The 17,603-nt window shown below is 65.6% G+C and carries 16 protein-coding genes, 1 pseudogene and 1 riboswitch; of the genes and pseudogenes, 5 read left to right on the plus strand and 12 right to left on the minus strand.

Annotated elements, in window-relative coordinates:
• Positions 1–21: 21 nt before the first annotated feature.
• The 6 genes from VIL88_RS16430 to VIL88_RS16455 all read right to left on the minus strand — a co-directional run bounded on the left by VIL88_RS16430 (position 22) and on the right by VIL88_RS16455 (position 8,090).
• Entirely contained in the window at positions 22–588 is a 567-nt protein-coding gene (locus tag VIL88_RS16430; protein WP_331990671.1) for a hypothetical protein, read from the minus strand.
• Positions 585–4,847 carry a cobaltochelatase subunit CobN gene (gene cobN / locus VIL88_RS16435; protein WP_331990672.1) on the minus strand — a complete coding sequence of 1,421 codons (4,263 nt, stop codon included), beginning with the start codon at positions 4,845–4,847 and terminating at the stop codon, positions 585–587. The genes VIL88_RS16430 and cobN overlap by 4 nt, the downstream gene beginning before the upstream one ends.
• The gene (locus tag VIL88_RS16440) at positions 4,847–5,299 is read right to left on the minus strand and encodes a hypothetical protein (RefSeq protein ID WP_331990673.1); all 453 of its coding nucleotides are present in this window, start codon (positions 5,297–5,299) and stop codon (positions 4,847–4,849) included. The genes cobN and VIL88_RS16440 overlap by 1 nt, the downstream gene beginning before the upstream one ends.
• Positions 5,300–6,349, minus strand: a complete 1,050-nt coding sequence (cobW, locus tag VIL88_RS16445) for a cobalamin biosynthesis protein CobW (RefSeq protein WP_331990674.1) — start codon at positions 6,347–6,349, stop codon at positions 5,300–5,302.
• A gap of 52 nt (positions 6,350–6,401) precedes the next feature.
• Positions 6,402–7,073: an energy-coupling factor ABC transporter permease gene (locus tag VIL88_RS16450; RefSeq protein WP_331990675.1), complete on the minus strand. Its 672-nt coding sequence runs from the start codon at positions 7,071–7,073 to the stop codon at positions 6,402–6,404.
• Between the two features lie 139 nt (positions 7,074–7,212).
• Positions 7,213–7,425: riboswitch (cobalamin riboswitch) on the minus strand.
• Positions 7,426–7,454: 29 nt separating this feature from the next.
• Positions 7,455–8,090: a hypothetical protein gene (locus tag VIL88_RS16455; RefSeq protein WP_331990676.1), complete on the minus strand. Its 636-nt coding sequence runs from the start codon at positions 8,088–8,090 to the stop codon at positions 7,455–7,457.
• Positions 8,091–8,181: 91 nt separating this feature from the next.
• On the opposite strand from VIL88_RS16455, the gene VIL88_RS16460 reads away from it, so the two are divergent.
• Entirely contained in the window at positions 8,182–8,436 is a 255-nt protein-coding gene (locus VIL88_RS16460) for a DUF2164 domain-containing protein (RefSeq protein ID WP_331990677.1), read from the plus strand.
• A 23-nt stretch (positions 8,437–8,459) separates the two neighbouring features.
• A complete protein-coding gene (locus VIL88_RS16465; RefSeq protein WP_331990678.1) occupies positions 8,460–8,816 on the plus strand; it encodes a DMT family protein in 357 nt (118 codons plus the stop codon).
• Positions 8,817–8,847: 31 nt separating this feature from the next.
• On the opposite strand, the gene aztD is transcribed toward VIL88_RS16465, so the two are convergent.
• Positions 8,848–10,032 (minus strand): zinc metallochaperone AztD, encoded by a 1,185-nt coding sequence (gene aztD / locus VIL88_RS16470; RefSeq protein WP_331990679.1) that lies wholly within the window; start codon positions 10,030–10,032, stop codon positions 8,848–8,850.
• Between the two features lie 103 nt (positions 10,033–10,135).
• Complete coding sequence (znuA, locus tag VIL88_RS16475) at positions 10,136–11,131, minus strand: zinc ABC transporter substrate-binding protein ZnuA (RefSeq protein ID WP_331990680.1); 996 nt, start codon at positions 11,129–11,131, stop codon at positions 10,136–10,138.
• A 176-nt stretch (positions 11,132–11,307) separates the two neighbouring features.
• Here znuA and VIL88_RS16480 point away from each other — a divergent pair.
• The 3 genes and pseudogenes from VIL88_RS16480 to VIL88_RS16490 form a co-directional block, all read left to right on the plus strand.
• Positions 11,308–12,087, plus strand: a pseudogene (locus tag VIL88_RS16480) (ATP-binding cassette domain-containing protein); the annotation flags it as partial.
• 179 nt (positions 12,088–12,266) lie between these two features.
• Positions 12,267–13,085 (plus strand): metal ABC transporter permease, encoded by an 819-nt coding sequence (locus VIL88_RS16485; protein ID WP_331990681.1) that lies wholly within the window; start codon positions 12,267–12,269, stop codon positions 13,083–13,085.
• Entirely contained in the window at positions 13,075–13,488 is a 414-nt protein-coding gene (locus VIL88_RS16490; protein WP_331990682.1) for a Fur family transcriptional regulator, read from the plus strand. The genes VIL88_RS16485 and VIL88_RS16490 overlap by 11 nt, the downstream gene beginning before the upstream one ends.
• Positions 13,489–13,594: 106 nt before the next feature.
• Here the strand turns inward: VIL88_RS16490 and rsmD are convergent, their stop codons facing one another.
• The 4 genes from rsmD to lspA form a co-directional block, all read right to left on the minus strand.
• Positions 13,595–14,164 carry a 16S rRNA (guanine(966)-N(2))-methyltransferase RsmD gene (gene rsmD, locus VIL88_RS16495; protein ID WP_331990683.1) on the minus strand — a complete coding sequence of 190 codons (570 nt, stop codon included), beginning with the start codon at positions 14,162–14,164 and terminating at the stop codon, positions 13,595–13,597.
• A gap of 108 nt (positions 14,165–14,272) precedes the next feature.
• Positions 14,273–16,039, minus strand: a complete 1,767-nt coding sequence (locus VIL88_RS16500; protein ID WP_331990684.1) for a pseudouridine synthase — start codon at positions 16,037–16,039, stop codon at positions 14,273–14,275.
• Positions 16,040–16,141: 102 nt separating this feature from the next.
• Positions 16,142–16,855, minus strand: a complete 714-nt coding sequence (locus VIL88_RS16505) for a hypothetical protein (RefSeq protein WP_331990685.1) — start codon at positions 16,853–16,855, stop codon at positions 16,142–16,144.
• An 81-nt stretch (positions 16,856–16,936) separates the two neighbouring features.
• Positions 16,937–17,497, minus strand: coding sequence for a signal peptidase II (gene lspA, locus VIL88_RS16510; RefSeq protein WP_331990686.1), 561 nt, complete (start codon positions 17,495–17,497; stop codon positions 16,937–16,939).
• Positions 17,498–17,603: the final 106 nt, after the last annotated feature.

The raw sequence follows: 17,603 nt of genomic DNA on the forward strand, positions 1-17,603 counted from the left end.
TTTTCTTGACTGGCTTGTCGGTCATGCAAGACGCTCCGCGTGTTCAATGATGAGCCGCGCCGCTTGGTCCGGCGGCAGCTCGGTCGTGTCGAGATCGAGCCGGTTGGGATGGCTGACGCGCAGCAACTCGGTGTGCTGTCGCTTCCGCTCGGCACTTGCTGCATCGGTATGCTTGAGCCGCTCCGCACGCTCGGGCGATGCCATGCGAACGGCATGGGCGGCATCGGACGCCATCAGCAAAACCGGCACAAAGACGCTGCCCCGGCGTGTTGCCGTCTGCAGCACGCGGTCATAGGCCGCCCGGTCCTCCGGATCGCCTTCAATCAGGCAATTGGTCAGAACGAAGCTGGCCTCGGGCGGCGTCAGCTCTTCCATCGCCAGCAAGGCCTGTTCGCGGATGACGTCGATCATGCGCCAGACCCTCTCGGGCAGTGGCGTCCGCCCGTCAGCGCGGATCAGCGAGAAGATGACGTTGTTGGCCAGGTGGTTGTCGAACAGGCGGGCGTCGGTCGCCGCACAGATCGCCCGGGCGATGGTCAGCTTCCCCACGCCATAGTGGCCGATGAGATAGATGATGGTGTTCTTCATGCTTCCCCCGCCAGAAAAGCATAGGCGGAGTTGGAGCGTGGGGTCCACAGGCCACGCTGGCGGGCTTCGTTGAACCGGGCGATCAGTTCGTCATATCCGTGACGATTGGCCGATCGGAGCCAGTCACGCAGGGCATCGTCCTCGATGAAGGCCTCGAAGGCGAGGTCGAAGTGGTGCGTCTTGACGGCTCCGGTCGTCGCGGCGAATGCGAACATGAAGTCGACGGTCGCAATGATCTCGAAGGCGCCGCGATAGCCGTGGCGCTGCATGCCGGCGATCCACTTGGGATTGACCACCCGCGAGCGCATCACATGGGAGATTTCCTCTTCCAGCGTGCGGATCAGCGGCCGTTCGGGGCGGCTGTGGTCATTGTGGTAGACGGTCGGCTTGTGGCCGGACAGGGTTTCGGCCGCCGCGGCCAGGCCGCCCTCGAACTGGTAGTAGTTGTCGCTGTCGAGCAGGTCGTGCTCGCGATTGTCCTGGTTGTGCACCACCGCGTCGATGCCACCCAGCCGCGCCGCGAAGCGCTCGCGCTCCGGGACGCCCTGGACGCGCGCGCCATAGGCATACTGGCCCCAGTCCAGCACCTGACCGGCGAGGTCGGCCTTGCCAGCCCAGCGGCCGGTGTCGATCAGCTGACCCAGACCCGCGCCGTAGCCGCCAGGGGCGGAGCCGAAGATGCGGTGGCCTGCCGCGAACTGGTCCTTGCCCGCGGCTGCAAGGCCAAGCGCATCGGCGCGCATGGTGGCCGCAATGGGGTTGTCCTCGCTGGGCTCATCCAGCGCGCCGACGGCACGAATGGCGCGGTCGAAGAGGGCAATCTGCGCCGGAAAGGCGTCGCGGAAAAAGCCGGATATGCGCAGCGTGACATCGACGCGCGGCCGCCCGAGCTTGGCCAACGGAATGATCTCGTAGCCCGAGACGCGCAGCGAACCGGGATCCCAAGTCGGCCGGACTCCGACCAGCGCCATGGCCTGGGCAAGGTCATCGCCGCCGGTGCGCATATTGGCGGTGCCCCAGACCGACAGCGCCACCGCCCGGAGGTGATGGCCATGATCCTGCAGGTGGCGGAGGACCAGGTTCTCCGCCGATTTCCGCCCCAGCTCCCAGGCCGTCGGCGTCGGCACCGCGCGGCTGTCGACGGAAAAGAAGTTGCGCCCTGTGGGCAGCACATCGAGCCGCCCGCGCGACGGTGCCCCCGACGGCCCGGGCCGGATGAACTTGCCGTCAAGGCCATCGAGCAGCGCCGCCATTTCCGCAGGACCGCAAGCGGCAAGGCGCGGCCGGATCGTGGTGCTGATCGTCTCCAGCACGGCAGAAGTTGCAGTCCAGCCGCCCGGAACAGGAGCGCCTTCCACCAGCCGCGCCGCGATCGCCTCAAGCTGCTCGACCACATCGCCCGTGGTTCGAAAATGCGGCGCCGATGTTTCAGTCGTGCTCCCTCCCCCTTGCGGGAAGGGAGACGACTGCCAATCCAGCGCCACCTGCGGACCACTCCACGCTTCGCCAAGCCTCGCCGTCAGCGGATCGAAGCCGAGCTTGAGGTCATCGGCCAGGGCGCGGATCAGTGACGCTTCGCTCGCCCCCTCGCCGCGTGGCACGCGCGCCAGCGCCACCACCAGGTCGCGCTCGAGCTCGCCCTCGGGCGACTGGCCGAAGATGTGCAACCCGTCGCGGATTTGCGCTTCCTTGAGGTCGCACAGGAAATTGTCGATCTTGATCAGCGCCTCGGTCTCATCCGCGGGCAGGCCGATATCGCGGTCGAGCCGGGCATCACGCGTGAAGTCGAGGATGCGGCGCCGGAGGTCCGCCAAACGGCGCCGATCCATGCCGGAGGCGGCATAATATTCGTCGAGCAGCGCCTCGAGGTCCTTGAGCGGCCCATAAGTCTCCGCCCGCGTCAGCGGCGGCACCAGATGATCGATGATCACCGCGCCCGCCCGGCGCTTGGCCTGCGTGCCCTCGCCCGGATCGTTGACGATGAACGGATAAAGGTGCGGCAGCTGGCCCCAAAGGGCATCGGAATAGCTTGCCTCGTCCAGCGCCGTCGCCTTGCCCGGGAGCCATTCAAGCGTACCATGCTTGCCATTGTGGATCAGGGCATGCGCGCCCCACTCATGGCGCAGCCAGAGATAGGCGGCCAGGTACGCATGAGGTGGCACAAGCGCGGCGTCATGATAGCTGCTTGTCTCGTCGAGCTGATAACCACGCGTCGGCTGCAGCAGCACAACAACATTGCCAAGAACCAGCGCCGGCAGCTGGAAAGCGCCCTCCCGAACAAACGGATCGTCCTCCGCATCGCCCCAGCGGGCGGTTACTTCCTCCTGGATCTTGCGCGGCAGCGCAACAAACAGCGCCCGGTACCGCGCAAGCGGCAACAGCGCGGCCGAATGGCCGCGCCTTGGATCAGCATTGGTAGGGCCAGCCTGAAGGGCAGCGATGAGCTGTCCCGCCGTCAGCGTCTCAGCCGCCAGACCCCCTACCCCCAAGGCGGAGGGGGGCGACAGAGCCGCGAAATCAGTTTGCGCGCGATCTGATTCCCCTCCCCCTTGAGGGGAGGGGTTAGGGGTGGGGGTTCCGGCCGTCGTTATGGCACCCGAAATGACCTTCCAGACACCCTCCAGGTTGGAACCCACATCCCGGTTGGTGACCCGAACCATCCGATACCCGGCAGATCGGAGAAACTCCGTCCGTGCTGCGTCGTACTGCTGCGCCCTCTCGTCACCGTGGCTGTCACCATCCACCTCGACCACCAGCCTAAGTTCGTGCGAAGCAAAATCAGCAAAGTACGGGCCGATCGGCACTTGGCGGCGGAAGTGGTGTCCCTGCCGATTGAACTCGCGCAACAGGGCCCAAAGCTTGCGCTCGAAAGGCGTCGGGTTGCCTCGAAAGCTTCGACTGCGGGCGATATTCTTCGGTGCGCGTGCGAGGCGGGCATTGGTGAAACCCATTCCCGCAGAACCCCCACCCCTGACCCCTCCCCTCAAGGGGGAGGGGGACGGGCTCAGCGTGTAGCCTGCCCCTTCGAGCGCCCGCAGCATCCGCACCGTCGATTCCGGCGCATCGTAACCCACGCCATTGGCCAACCGGCCGTCGCGGATCGGATAGTTCGCCAGCACAATGGCGACCTTGCGCTGGGCACGCGATGTCTCCCGCAAGCGGACCCAGTTGCGGGCAAGCGCGACGGCGCGCGCGATGCCCGGTGCGTCAGGCGTGTAGCTGGTCAGCGGCACCTGGCAGCGGTCGTGCCAGACTGCATCGGCCTTGTGGCCGACGATGAGACCGCCGATGCGCCCATCCACTTCCGGCATGACCAGGAACATGGCCATGTCCTTGGCCGATAGCCCTTGTGGATCGGCCAGCCATTGCCCCTCCGAGCGTCCCGACTGGATCAGCTGGATCACCGGGGCGTCTATTCGGGCGAACGGATTGGCCGCGCCGTCGAGGCTGTCGATGCCCAGGGCGAAGCCGGTGAGGTTGAAGATGACGGCCGGAGGGAAGTCGGCCAGCGCTTCTTGCACGAAGCGGATACACGCCGCTTCCTTGAGCGAAGAGACGACCAGCGGCACGGGGGAAAGGCCCGCCCTTTCCAGCGCGCCAATCAGCGCCGCCACCGTTTCGGTGCCCGCCCCTTCCAGCGCCGAACGATAAAAGAGAATTGGCACGTTGGCGCCCGAGGCGCGGGTCCGCAGCGCCGCCGCATCGGTCATGCCCATGGTGGGGTGCCACAGGCCGAAGCGGGCAAAGGGGGCCGGCACCAGCGTTGTCAGCTTCTCGCCAGCCGCAAGCAGCGCGAATGCCCGGAGGATGGCGTCGTTATTGTCCGGCCCGCCGGCAATGAACAGCTGGTGCAACCTCGTCCAGTCCTCGGGTGCAATTGTCGAGCGCGACTGGAGGATCGGATCGGGGTTGCTGTCGCCCGGCAGGAGGACCAGCGGGATGCGTCGGTTGGCGCAAAGGGCGGTCAGTTCATCGACGCCATATTGCCAATAGGCGGCGCCGCCGATCAGCCGGAGCACGACCAGGCGGGCATGGGCCACGGTCTGTTCTAGCCACATGTCGACCGAAAGATTGTTGCTCAGCCGCAGCGTGTTGGCGAGGCGAAGCTCGTCTGCCCCCCGCCGGTCCGCAGCGCCCGCCAGCATGGCCAATTCGCTATCGGCGGAACTGGCGAATATCCAGTCGCCGGGGCGCTGTGCCAGGTCGATCGCTTCGCCTTCCTGCTGGATGGCACCGGCTTGCGCAGAAAGGAGGTGCATCAGCGCGCGGTCCTTCCGGGCAGTGCCGTCGCCACCATGGACAACGCGCCGATCGTGCCGACGAGAGCAAAGCCGTTGAAATTAAAAAACGTGCCGCCGAAGACGATGTAGATAATGGGCAGAGATGTGGCCAGGCTGGTTACCGCGCCGATCACCAGAGCCGCCAGGACGCGCGCGGCTCCGCGCAGTCGCGGCTCCAAGAAATGCCACACCAGCGCAGACAGGGCTGCCGCGGGCAGACCGGTGACCCACCCGATGGCGAGCGTGATCAGCAGCATCGAGAAGACGGCGTAAAGCAAGTCGTCCGGCGGTGGCGGATCGCCGACGTTGAGCAGCATGAAAAAGGCAAAGGCCGCCAAGGCGCCCACCAGGGGGCCAAACAACACAATAGCAAGGGCGCGGGGAAAGCGGCGCAACTCCGACGTCGGCGTTTCGCCGCCTTCCGCCACCATTCAGGCGACCGCCTTTTCCAGGCTCTGCGTGATGGCCACGCGATCCAGCGGCTGTTCGCCGATCACCACCAAGGCGGTATCGCGCACCTCGCCGTCCTTCCAGGGCCGGTCGAAATAGGCGGTAACCCGCGGGCCGACGGCCTGGACGGCGAGGCGGGCCGCGGCGCCGGGCACGGCAGCAAAGCCCTTGAGTCGCAGCACGTCGTGATCGCGGATGGTCTGCTCGATCACCGTCAGCAGCTGGTCCTTGCCGGCAATGGCGGGAAGGCGCAGCGAGAAGCTGTCGAAATCGTCATGCTCGTGCGTTTCGCCGCCATGTTCCAACTCATGGTGGCTGGGGCGGTTGGCGATGTCGTCCTCCGAACCCATGCCCATGCCGAGCAGTGCGGCGATGTCGACATGGCCATTGCTGGCGCGGACGATGCCGACGCCCGGCCGCAGTTCGGCGCGGATATTGGCCTCGACCTTGTCGAGCAGGGCAGCATCCACAAGATCGGTCTTGTTGATGATGACCATGTCGGCCACCGACAGCTGGTCCTCGAAGAGTTCGCCCAGCGGCGTTTCATGGTCGAGCATCTCGTCCTGGCGGCGCTGCGCGTCGACGGCGGCTTCGTCCGAGGCGAAACGCCCTTCTGCAAGAGCCGCCGCGTCGGCGACGGTGACGACGCCGTCAATGGTCACCTGCGCCTTGATCTCGGGCCAGTTGAAGGCGCGGATCAGCGGCTGCGGCAAGGCGAGGCCGGATGTCTCGATGACGATGTGGTCGAACTTTTCCGGGCGGGCGAGCAGCGCCTGCATCGTGGGAATGAACTCATCGGCGACGGTGCAGCAGATGCAGCCATTGGATAGCTCGACCATGTCCTCTTCGCGGCAGGTCTCGTCGCCGCAGCCGGCGAGGATGTCCTTGTCGACGCCGAGGTCGCCGAATTCATTGATGATCAGTGCGATGCGCTTGCCCTTGGGGGCATGCGCCAGGAGGTGGCGCACCAGCGTGGTCTTGCCGGCCCCGAGAAAGCCGGTGATGACGGTGGTCGGGATCTTGGTGGTCATGGAAATTCCTTTGGGCGCGTGGCGCACCGGGCGCCACACGGATCGATCGGGATCAGGCGTAAAGACGCGGCGCAACGAGGCCGGACTTGCCCAAGCCACGCGCCAGCTTGGCGACGGCTAACACTGCGAGGTCGACCAGCGGTTCAATCAGCACCACCAGCATATAGGCGCCGCCGAAGCTCACGACCTGGCTCAGGTTCTCGGCGCCGAAGCCCTGGCCGTAGAAGGCCCAGAAGGCGACCCAGAGCACCACACCGCCCTGATAGGTGGCCGAGAGCGCCAGCGCCTGTCCGTAGCGGAGGTCGACATAGGCGGTGTCGGGACGGATGATGCGATCGGCGAGGAACTTGATGGCCACCAGCGGCGCCACCAGCGTCGTCACATTCGCAAAATATTGCGGCAGGTCGAAGGGGGCAAAGAACAGGCCCTGGATCAAGAGGCCCAGTGCCAGACCGATGGCGGCGGGCGCCGCACCGAAGACCAGCAGCAGGGTCGAGCCCAGGATCAGGTGCACTTCGCTGATGCCCACGGGATAGTGGGGAAACACCTGGAAAAAGGTGAAGACCGCGCCGGCGGAAAGGGCCGTGCGCGCAAGCAGCGACAGCGGGCCGCGTTCGCGCAGCGCGTCGAGGGCAAACTTGATGGTCATGCCGCCGGCTGCTGCGGCAGTGGCATAGGCCAGGAGCATCTTTTCGGGAGAAACGAGGCCGGGTTCGATATGCATGGGAAAAATCCTGTTCGAGAATGGCGGATGCGGAAAAGCGCCCGGCGCCGATGCGCGGGACGTTGAAGGGGGCCTGCCCCGAACGGATTTAGCCTGACGGCTTGGTCATCTTGCCTCCATCTGTCCCACCGACAGCGTGAGTTATCTACAGATGTTGGCAGGTCTCCTGGCTCACGGGTCAGACGTGCAGCTCCACCTTCCCGGCTCTTGCCAGTGGTGAAACGGAGCGCACTCGCCGCTTACAGTTGCGGGGGCAGCCACGGATTCGGTCCCTTTTGGGTACGCCTCACCGTGTTCCCTTTTGATCCCGTTGCCGCAGCGGACGCGGGGAACCAACACGGCAACAGCGTTACGCCTTGCCGCCCCTGCGGTCAACCGTGGCTACTCGTCCGCACCCGGCTCGAAAGCATAGCCCAGGGTGATCTGGGTGATCCGGACCCCCAGGACCTCCAGCAGGCCCTCGTCGGATGGCACGCGGACATCGCCGGAAATCGGGGTCACGTCGATGGCGGGAGAGATTTCGTCAGGTGGCGAGAACTGGAGCGACAGGTAGCATTCCCCGTCCAGCGGGCCTGCCAGCTTGCCCTCGACGAAGCCGGCATATCCGCCATAGTCCCACCAGAAGCCGCCGATGGTGAAGGGCGCACCGTTGATCGCTTCGACTTCAGCCGCCGTCATCCCGACACGGATGCCGAAGGGCGCGACCTGCGTGGGCGCCAGATCGACGGAGCTCAGCCCGTCCCGGGTGGCGTCATCGGCCCAGAAGAACACCATTTTCTTTTCGAGATCGTCGGGAAAGACCGTCGTCGCCAGCAATTGCGTACCTTCGGGCCCATCCACATTGCCGGCGACGACATTGTCCTTGCCATAGGTCTCGATCAGCAACTTCTCCGAGCTGTCATAGCCAAAGACACCGCTGCAGGCGACCGGCTCAGCCGTCTTGTTCTTTTCCTTGGCCGAGGCGGGCGCAGCCAGCAGCGCAACGGCAAGCGAGCCCAGAAAAAGATGCTTGAGCATGGTGGTTCTCCTCGGGACCCGCACTTTGTCGCAAATCGCCTGGCCCAGCAATCGCCGACTCGCCTTATGAACGCCTCCACAGGAGTGACAGATGAAGCCGATCAAGTTCAGCAAGGAAGAAACCAAGGCCATCGTGGGCGAGATCCAGGATTACTTCCGCGATGAACTCGACCAGGACATCGGCGCCATTCCCGCCGAGATGCTGATGATGTTCTTTGCCGACACGATGGGCGCCTATTTCTATAATCGCGGTGTCTATGACGCGCAGGCGGCGCTCAAGGAGCGGATGGACAGCCTGCATGACGATCTTTATGCGCTCGAGCAGAAGACGCGTCATCTGCGCTAGGCGCGCCCCATCAGGAGCAAGAATTGGGCCTCAACTTCGCCACGCTGGCACCGATCGGCCTTCTGGTCGCGTCCAACCTCTTCATGACTTTTGCCTGGTACGGGCACCTCAAATTCCCCGGTGCCTCGCTCTGGGTCGTGGTTCTGGCCAGCTGGGGCATTGCCTTTTTCGAATACTGGCTGGCGGTGCCGGCCAACCGCATCGGCTACGGCACCTATTCGGGCGCCGAGCTCAAGACCATCCAGGAGGTGATCTCCCTCTCGGTCTTCGTTCTGTTCAGCGCGCTTTACCTCGGCGAGCGCTTCACCTGGAACCACGGCATCGGCTTTGCGCTGATCGCGCTGGGCGCCTTTTTCATCTTCAAGGGACCGTTGAAATAGCCAGCCCGGCAAACCGGGCTGGCTTCAGGCATTAGTGCACGCTGCCCGAGCCGCCGATGGCGACGATGTTGAAGGGCGTGCCATCCACGGCCAAGCTCTCGGTTTCGGTGAAGCTGGCGATATCGATCAAGTGCACCTCTCCCGCATTGGGGTCGGTCACCGCCACGACATCACCAGCCACGGCAATGCGTGGGCGCGGCAGGCTCCATTCGCCGTCCATCGAATAGGGCTCGGTCACCGCCAGCGACTGAACGATCTCGCCCGAGACGACATCGAGCCGGTTGAGCTTGCCATCCTCGGTGAAGACATAGGCGAGCTTGGGCCGCACCGGGTCGACTGCGAAGTGCACGCGGCGGGTGGGAAGTTCCACCAGCGTATAGGGCGCGTCCGCTTCCGGATCGATCACCACGACCTTGTCGGCACCATAATTGCCGAGGAAATACTGCATGCCGACGCCGCCGAGGAAGGTGGTCGACTTGCCCTCCGGCAGGCCGGCATAGTCGAGCTTCTCCACGTTGGGCTCGCCGCTGCCCGACACCACCAGCACGCCGTCCGAGCAGCCCACGATCACCAGGTTTCCCGAAGTGGCTTCGCCATGGAGGTCCGGGCAGGCATGGGTGTCGCCGACCACCTTGCCGTCGGCATCGAGCACGTTGAGCCCGATGCGCGGCTTCTTTTCGTCCTCGGCATTGGCAACCGAAGTCAGCGTATAGTCGCCCCACGGAATGGCCACGCCATGATGGGCCGTGCCGCTGTCGAGTTCCTTGAGGTCGAGCTTCCCGTCATGCGCCCAGTCATGGGTGCTGAACAGGTTGATCCTGCCCGAACCATCAAAGAACAGCGCCGCCTTGCCGCCATGCTGGACGAAGTGGGCAGGCTTTTCCCCCTCGATGATAGCGTCCACCAGGGCAGGCTCGGTGACCTCGATGTCGCCGTGGTCGCCATGGTCGTCGACGGTGATGCCACTGGTGATGGCCGCGACCTGGTTTGACGCGCCCTGCACCGCCACCACCACGTCGTCGCTGGAATAAAGGCTGGCCGGTCCGGCCAGGGTGAACTGACCGACGCTATCGCCGGTCTCGAGATCGAGCGCCGTGACGTCGCCGGTCGCATGGTCGGCAATAAACAGCCGCCAGGCCGAGACCTCGTCCTGCGCCAGGGCAGGCAGGGTCAGCGCAGTCGCCGCAAGCAGCGGCAAAAGAAAACGAGCGTGCATGAAAACTCCGTTATATTAGCACATTACGTTTGAGCGGAAAACAAGGCACGAAGCCAGGCTCCCTCCCCGCTTGAGGGGGAGGGTTGGGGTGGGGGGTTCTGCGCTACGACAAGCAGTCCACCAGGCTCGACGCCAAGCCGCGCAGCAGGGTCGGATAGAGCTCGATGCCCTCTTCCAGCGCTCCACCCTCGGGGTCCAGCACACCGGCTTGGGCATCGGTACCCTCGATGATGGTTTCGATCACCCGCGGCTCGAAGTTGGGCTCGGCGAAGACGCAGGTGGCGCCCAGTTCCGTCACCTTGGCCCTGAGCTCGTCGATGCGCGCCGCCCCCGGCGCCACGTCCGGCGAGACGGTCACCGAGCCGGCCAGCGACAGGCCGAAACGCGTCTCGAAATACTGGTAGGCGTCGTGGAAGACGAGGAACGGCTTGTCGGCCACCGGCGCAAGCGTGGCCTGCAGCTCGGCCTCCAGTTCATCGAGCTTCACCAGCTCGGCTTCGGCATTGCTCTGGTAGGTGGCGGCATTGTCCGGATCGGCTTCCGCCAGGGTCGCTGCGATATGGGTCACCATCAGCTTGGCATTCTCCGGATCCAGCCAGAAATGCATGTCGCCCTCGCCATGCGCGTGCCCCTCGTGGGCATGGTCGTGTTCCGCTGCGTCATGGGCGTCATGGTCATGCTCTGCATGATCGTGCTCGTCGTGGGCATGGTCATGGCCTTCATCGCCGTGGCTATGGGCCTCGAAAGCCCCACCCTCGCGCATCGGCAGCAGTTCGATGCCGGGGGTTTCCGCCAATTCCACCAGCACGGCGTCGCCGGCGAGGGTTTCCAGAGATCCGGCAAGGAACATCTCCATGCCGTGACCGGTCCAGAACACGATGTCGGCCGATTCGAGCGCTCCGGCATCCGAAGGGCGCAACGCATAGGTATGGGGCGATGCCGAGCCCTTGACGATCAGACTCGGTTCGCCGACGCCCGCCATCACGGCCGCAACCAGCGAATGCACGGGCTTGATCGAGGCGACCACCTCGGGTGCAGCCATGGCGGTGGAGCTCATGAAGCCGGCAGCGACAAGGGAAAGGGGAGCAAGCAATTTCATCGGCGGAACCTCTTGGACGCAGTGCGCAAGAACGTGATATGTTATGTTATTACGCTTGAGCGGTGTTATGCTATAACGTATTTATATCCGTCAAGCGACGTTCTGCTGTTTCTCGCCAGGACGTCCAGCCTCCCCATGGAGGCGCAATGGAGCTCTTAGCTGCGATGAATGCCTTGATGCCCAGGGATACCCTGATCACCCTGACCAATGCCGGCGTGACGCGCGGCGGCCGCACCCTGGTCAGCGGCGTCGACCTGTCGATTGCGCGGGGTGAGATCGTCACGCTGATCGGCCCCAACGGCTCCGGCAAGTCGACAACGGCCAAGATGGCTACGGGCGTGCTTAAGCCCAGCACGGGCACGGTGACGCGCAAGGCCGGGCTCAAGATCGGCTATGTGCCGCAAAAGCTCACCATCGACTGGACGCTGCCGCTCACCGTCGACCGGCTGATGACCCTGACGGGGAGCTACAAGAGTGCCGAAATCGATGCGGCGCTCGATGCCGTCGGCGCGCGGCGCCTGCGCAAGGCGGCGGTGCAGGAGCTTTCGGGCGGCGAATTCCAGCGCGTCCTCTTTGCCCGCGCCATGATCCGCAAGCCCGATCTCCTGGTGCTGGACGAACCGGTGCAGGGCGTCGATTTTTCCGGGGAAGTGGCGCTATACGAACTGGTGCGCCAGATCCGCGACACCTCGCAGAGCGGCATCCTGATGATCAGCCATGACCTCCATGTCGTCATGGCCGAGACCGATACCGTGATCTGTCTCAACGGCCATGTCTGCTGCCGCGGCACGCCCCTGGCGGTCAAGCGCAGCCCCGAATATCTCCGCCTCTTCGGCGAACGCGCCGCCGGGTCCCTCGCCATCTACGAACACCATCACGACCATGAACATCACGACGACGGCTGCGTCCTCCCGGCCGGTACCGACCACCACCATGAGCATGCGGGGCATGGCCATGGGTGAGACGATGATTGCCGAACTCACAGTCGTCCGTCCCTCCCCCTTGAGCGGAGGGATCGAGGGTGGGGGTTCTGCGGCATCCACCAAGCTCCAGTTCGTTGAGATCACGGAACGCCCACCCCAATCCTTCCCCCTTGAGCGAAGGGCCGGGGTAGGGATCGGACTGGAGACCAACCATGCTCGCTGACTACTTCTCCCGCGCCCTCCTCGCCGGCGCCGGCCTGGCGCTGGTCGCCGGGCCGCTGGGCTGCTTCGTGGTCTGGCGGCGCATGGCCTATTTCGGCGACACCATGGCCCATTCCGCCCTGCTCGGTGTCGCCCTCTCGGTGCTCCTGTCGATCAACATGACGCTAGGCGTCTTCGCCGTTGCAGCCCTCGTGGCCGGAGCGCTGATCGTGCTGCAGCGCCAGGCCACGCTCTCGACCGATGCCCTGCTTGGCATCCTCAGCCACTCGACGCTTGCCGTCGGCCTGGTCCTGGTCGGTTTCCTCACCACGGTCCGTATCGACCTCATGGGCTTTCTTTTCGGCGATATCCTCGCCGTATCGGTGGAAGACATCGCCATCATCTATGGCGGCGGCATCGCCATCCTTGCCATCCTGCTGCTGTCGTGGCGGCCGCTGCTGGCCTCGACCGTCAGTGCTGAACTGGCCGAAGCCGAGGGCCTGCGCCCGGAGGTTAGTCGGCTGGTGCTGATGATCCTGATGGCCAGCGTCATCGCCATCGCCATGAAGCTGGTCGGTGTGCTCCTGATCACCTCGCTCCTCATCATCCCCGCCGCGACTGCCCGGCGGCTCAGCACGACGCCTGAAGTCATGGCCGCCGTCGCCGCCATTCTGGGCGCCGTGGCCGTAGTGGGGGGTCTCTTTGGATCAAGAACGTGGGACACCGCGTCCGGGCCATCGATTGTGGTCGCGGCGCTCCTTATATTCTTGGTGTCGCTGACGGTTCCGGTGACGCGTTTGTTCGGCAGGAGAGAAGTGCATGGCACATGATCACGACGTTCCCAGCGACCTGACCCGCAATCAGGGCCTGGTCCTGGGCGCGCTCAACCACTCCGCCGGTCCGCTCAGCGCCTATGACATTCTCGACAAGCTGCGCGGCGAGGGCCTGCGCGCCCCGCTGCAGATCTATCGTGCCCTCGACAAGCTGGTGGAGCGCGGCCTCGCCCATCGCCTTGAGTCGCTCAACGCCTTCGTGGCCTGCGCCGACGACCATTGCCACAGCAAGGGCCTCATCGCCTTCGCCATCTGCGAGGGCTGCGGCAAGGTCGACGAATTCGCCGACAATGTCATCGAACAGCGCTTGGGCGACTGGGCCAGCGCCAAGGGCTTCAAGGTCGAACGCACCACCATGGAAATCCGCGGCAAATGCGAGGCCTGCCTCGCGACGGCTTAGATCCCCACCCACCAGCCGTCACCCTCGGGCATGACCCGAGGGCTCTGCACTTGCGGAACGTTCGTTACGTGAAGGACCCTCGGGTCAAGCCCGAGGGTGACGACCGTCAGTTGGGCGCCGCTTCCCCAAACCGCAAAAAGTGCACCGCCGCAGCCCCATATTCCCGCCGGTCATCGAGCGTAAACCCCGTCGGTATCTCCACCGCCGCCTCGACGCTTTCCTCGAAGACCACCGTCGCCCCCGGCGTCAACCAGCCGCCGGCCGCAATCCCCGCCAGTGCCCGCTCGCCGAGCCCCTGCCCATAAGGCGGATCGAGAAACACCAGGTCGAACTGCCCAAACGTCCCGGGCGTCCCCAGGTCAGTCGCATCCCGGCGCAGCAGCTTGGTAATGCCCCCTGCCCCAAAGGCCTCGATATGGTCGCGGATCAGGCCCCGCGCCTCCGCGCCCGTGTCTACGAAGGTCACGTGGTTGGCCCCGCGCGACAGCGCCTCGAGCCCCAGCGCACCCGTGCCGGCAAAAAGATCGAGCACCCGCAGCCCATCGAACACCGGCCCCAGCCGCGAAGCCAGGATATTGAACATCGACTCGCGCACCCGGTCGGCCGTGGGGCGGATCGAATCGTCGGACGGCGATGTCAGCTGCTTGCCACGGAACTTGCCGGCAACAATGCGCATGGGCTTGGGTCTCACATCCACAGATCGTCACCCTCGGGCCTGACCCGAGGGCTCTTCACTTGCAGCGCGTCCCGTCATAGCGGGACGCTGGGTGACGCACTAGGGCGCCTAGCCCCGCGGCTTGCGCGGACCACCTGAAGGCCGGCCTGCACCACCCGGACGACCACCGGCCCCAGGACGACCACCCGGCTTGCCGCCAAAGCCACCTGGCCGCGGGCCGCGTGCCGGCGCGGCGCCATCGCGCTTGGGCACAGGCTTGCCATCGGCACGGGTCCGCGGCTTGCCGTAGGTCTTGCTTTCCGAGCCGAACTCGTCCCGGCCCGGGCGGGCAGGTCGTTCGCTGCGCGCAGGACGCTCACCTGCGGCGGGCCGGCCGCGGGCAGGCTTGTCCCCGAAGTTGCGGCCTGGGCGCTTGGCCTCGCCCCTGAACGCTGCGCCCTCGCCCTTTTCGCTGTCCGGCCGCAGCCGTGGCGTGAAGGCCGAGCGCTCGCCGGCTGGGGGATCGCCACGGCGCGGTCCGCGCGGCGTGCCGGTGAATTCCCGGCCCTGCGGCGGGCGGGAACCGCCTTCCGGACGCCCGCCGCGCGGACGGTCGCTGAAATCGGGCCGGGCGCCAGCGGGACGGCGATCGTCGTCGCGGCGCGGGCCGCGCGGCTTGTCTCCGAAAGCCTTCTTTTCGAACGGCTTCTTGTCTCCGAACGGCTTCTTGCCGCCGGCAGGCTTGCCGCCAACGGGACGCGGCGCCGCCTTGCCGAAGCTGCGCGCCGGCTGATCGTCGCGGTCGGGGCGCTGCACCAGGCGCGTGTTGCGCTTGGCCACGAACTCTTCGGGCGCGCGGCCATCCTCGTCGAAATGGATGCGGCGCGGCGGCGCCATGTCCTCGTCGTCGCGACGCTCCTCGCGTCTGGCCATGGGCTTGCGCCCATCGGACCGGCCGGGCCGATCCTGGCGCGGGCGCTCCGCGCGCCACTCTTCCTCGGTTTTTTCGGCATGGTCGGTGAAGCGGAAGCGCTGGCGCGCGATTTCCACCGTATTGGTGCCGCGGCCGGTCAGCCGGTCGCGCGTCGGCTTGCCAACCAATGCCGCCTGTTCGGGCATTTCGCTATCGAAATCCACGTCAGCGGCTTCTGCGAGCTTCTTGCCCAGCTGGTCGCGCAGCATCTTGGCCTTGACGGTCTCGACCCCGCCCACCGGGATGTCGCCGAGCTGGAACGGGCCATAGCTCACCCGGATCAGCCGGTTCACCTCGAGCCCGAGCGCGCCCAGCACGTTCTTGACCTCGCGGTTCTTGCCTTCGCGCAGCGCCAGCACCAGCCAGACATTGGCGCCCTGCTCGCGCTCGAGCTGGGCATCGATCGAGCCATACTTGATGCCGTCGATCTCGATGCCGTCCTTGAGCTTGTCGAGCGCCGCCTGCGTCACCGTGCCATGGGCGCGCACGCGATAGCGGCGCAGCCAGCCGGTGGCGGGCAGTTCCAGCACGCGCTTGAGCCCGCCGTCATTGGTGAGCAGAAGCAGGCCTTCGGTATTGATGTCGAGCCGGCCGACGGTGACCACACGGGGGAGCCCATGGCTTTCCAGATGCTCGAAGATCGTTTCGCGGCCTTCGGGATCCTTTTCGGTGACCACGAGGCCCGCCGGCTTGTGGTAAAGCCAGACGCGCGTACCCTGCCGTGCGGCAAGCGGGGCGCCATCGACCAGGATCTTGTCGCGCCCGGTGACGTTGAAGGCCGGCGTCAGGACCTTCTTGCCGTTGACCACCACCCGGCCCTCGGTGATCCACACCTCGGCGTCGCGGCGGGAGCAAAGGCCGGAGCGGGCGATAACCTTGGCGAGGCGGTCGCCCGTATCGGGCTTGGAGGTGGTGTCGCTCATCTGGCGTGTCTTTCTGTCATGCGGGACCCTGAACGGGCGGCGCGGAAAAGGCGAAGCGGCCGGAAGGTCCGGCCGCTTTGATCAGGTGGTTCGCGCAGGCTGTTACTGCAGCGTGGTTTCGCTCTTGGTCAGGCCCACGCCCGGGCCGCTGCTGGTGCCCGACGAGAGGCTAGGCTGATTGCGGATGCGGGCATCGCGGATGGCCTTGCGCAGTTCTTCGGGGCAGCGCTGGTCGTTGAGGGAAACGACCTGGCCATTGCCGATCGAGCAGACGAGGTCGGCGTCGCCGACGCGGGTGAAGTACTCGTCGGGCGGCATATAGAGCGGCCGGTTGCCATTGGTGACCGACACGTCGCGATTGTTGGCCTGCATGCGGGCGGTCAGCGAACGCGCTTCCTGCTCGGTCAGCGGGCGGCCGCCGAGCGAACGGAGGTCCACGACCTTGGCATTGCGCAGGCGCGTCAGGTCGGCTTCGCTGAGGTTGGCGGTATCGATGCGCACGGTGTCGCTGTTGGCCGGCAGCTGTGCGACAGCGGTGGCCTTGGTGGGCGCCGGCAGCGCCTGGCCGGAAGCGGGCAGCACCAGCGGTGCGCGGGCGGTGGTCAGGTCTTCCTTGGGCGTTTCACCGGGAACCAGGCCGACGCCGCGGGCGGTCGAAGTCATGACCTCGCGCTCAAAGGTGCGGAAATCGGTCATGGCATTGGTGCCTTCGGCCGTCGTGCAGGCGGACAGCGTCAGCGCAATGGCCACGCCTGCCACTACCGTCTGGCCAAGTGCGCGAAGGGCAGAAAGCTGCCCGGTCAATCCAATATGCATGAAACGTCCTTCACGATGTCGGCGGCTTATACCCCACTTCGCCGCCTAAGACCAGATTCAGGCAGCATCGTGTTCGAGCCTTCAGATGGCGGCCTTGCGCTTGCCCAGCCCCAGCAGGTCCACGATCAACAGGATGACGCCGACCGTGATCGCCACGTCGGCAATGTTGAAGATATAGAAGGACCAGCTGCCCCAGTGGAGGTGGAAGAAGTCGGCCACTGCCCCATAAATCAGCCGGTCGATGGCGTTCGACAGCGCTCCGCCGATGCAGAAGGCCAGCCCCAGTCGCACCAGGCTCGATTCCGCCCGCACCCACCACACGGCCAGCGCCGCAATCGCCACCAGCATGATGGCGCCCAGCGCCCAGACCGGCAGGCTGTCGAACAAGCCATAGGAAATGCCGGTATTCCACACCAGCACGTAGTCGAAGAAGTCGGTCACCCGCACCACTTCACCGCCCCGCCAGCCGGTCATGGCAAAGGGCACATAGCTGGTCATCACCTCGACACAGGTGGCCGCGCCGACCGCAATGCAGTCGCCGGCAACGTGAAACGCCTTATGCGCCCGGTCGATTCCGAAGGCGAGGACGGCAACGGTCAGGGAGACGTATACCGAGGGGTGAAGCAGCGATTTAACGGTCAATCGGGGAACCCCCTCCTAGCCTCCCCCTGGGAGGGGGAGGGACAAATCGAGTTTGCGGCATCGTAGTGCCCCATTACCAGTCGGCTCCTCCCTCTCCTAGGGGGAG

This window comes from Devosia sp. (assembly GCF_036563435.1).
In the GTDB taxonomy this organism is placed as follows: domain Bacteria; phylum Pseudomonadota; class Alphaproteobacteria; order Rhizobiales; family Devosiaceae; genus Devosia.

Excerpts from the sequence above, each read along its gene's own strand:
- VIL88_RS16455 (WP_331990676.1), bottom strand. The coding sequence starts at position 8,090 with ATGCTCAAGCATCTTTTTCTGGGCTCGCTTGCCGTTGCGCTGCTGGCT.
- VIL88_RS16450 (WP_331990675.1), bottom strand. The coding sequence starts at position 7,073 with ATGCATATCGAACCCGGCCTCGTTTCTCCCGAAAAGATGCTCCTGGCC.
- aztD (WP_331990679.1), bottom strand. The coding sequence starts at position 10,032 with ATGCACGCTCGTTTTCTTTTGCCGCTGCTTGCGGCGACTGCGCTGACC.
- VIL88_RS16505 (WP_331990685.1), bottom strand. The coding sequence starts at position 16,855 with ATGCATATTGGATTGACCGGGCAGCTTTCTGCCCTTCGCGCACTTGGC.
- cobN (WP_331990672.1), bottom strand. The coding sequence starts at position 4,847 with ATGCACCTCCTTTCTGCGCAAGCCGGTGCCATCCAGCAGGAAGGCGAA.
- znuA (WP_331990680.1), bottom strand. The coding sequence starts at position 11,131 with ATGAAATTGCTTGCTCCCCTTTCCCTTGTCGCTGCCGGCTTCATGAGC.
- VIL88_RS16490 (WP_331990682.1), top strand. The coding sequence starts at position 13,075 with ATGGCACATGATCACGACGTTCCCAGCGACCTGACCCGCAATCAGGGC.
- VIL88_RS16485 (WP_331990681.1), top strand. The coding sequence starts at position 12,267 with ATGCTCGCTGACTACTTCTCCCGCGCCCTCCTCGCCGGCGCCGGCCTG.
- VIL88_RS16460 (WP_331990677.1), top strand. The coding sequence starts at position 8,182 with ATGAAGCCGATCAAGTTCAGCAAGGAAGAAACCAAGGCCATCGTGGGC.
- cobW (WP_331990674.1), bottom strand. The coding sequence starts at position 6,349 with ATGACCACCAAGATCCCGACCACCGTCATCACCGGCTTTCTCGGGGCC.
- VIL88_RS16500 (WP_331990684.1), bottom strand. The coding sequence starts at position 16,039 with ATGAGCGACACCACCTCCAAGCCCGATACGGGCGACCGCCTCGCCAAG.
- VIL88_RS16430 (WP_331990671.1), bottom strand. The coding sequence starts at position 588 with ATGAAGAACACCATCATCTATCTCATCGGCCACTATGGCGTGGGGAAG.
- rsmD (WP_331990683.1), bottom strand. The coding sequence starts at position 14,164 with ATGCGCATTGTTGCCGGCAAGTTCCGTGGCAAGCAGCTGACATCGCCG.
- VIL88_RS16440 (WP_331990673.1), bottom strand. The coding sequence starts at position 5,299 with ATGGTGGCGGAAGGCGGCGAAACGCCGACGTCGGAGTTGCGCCGCTTT.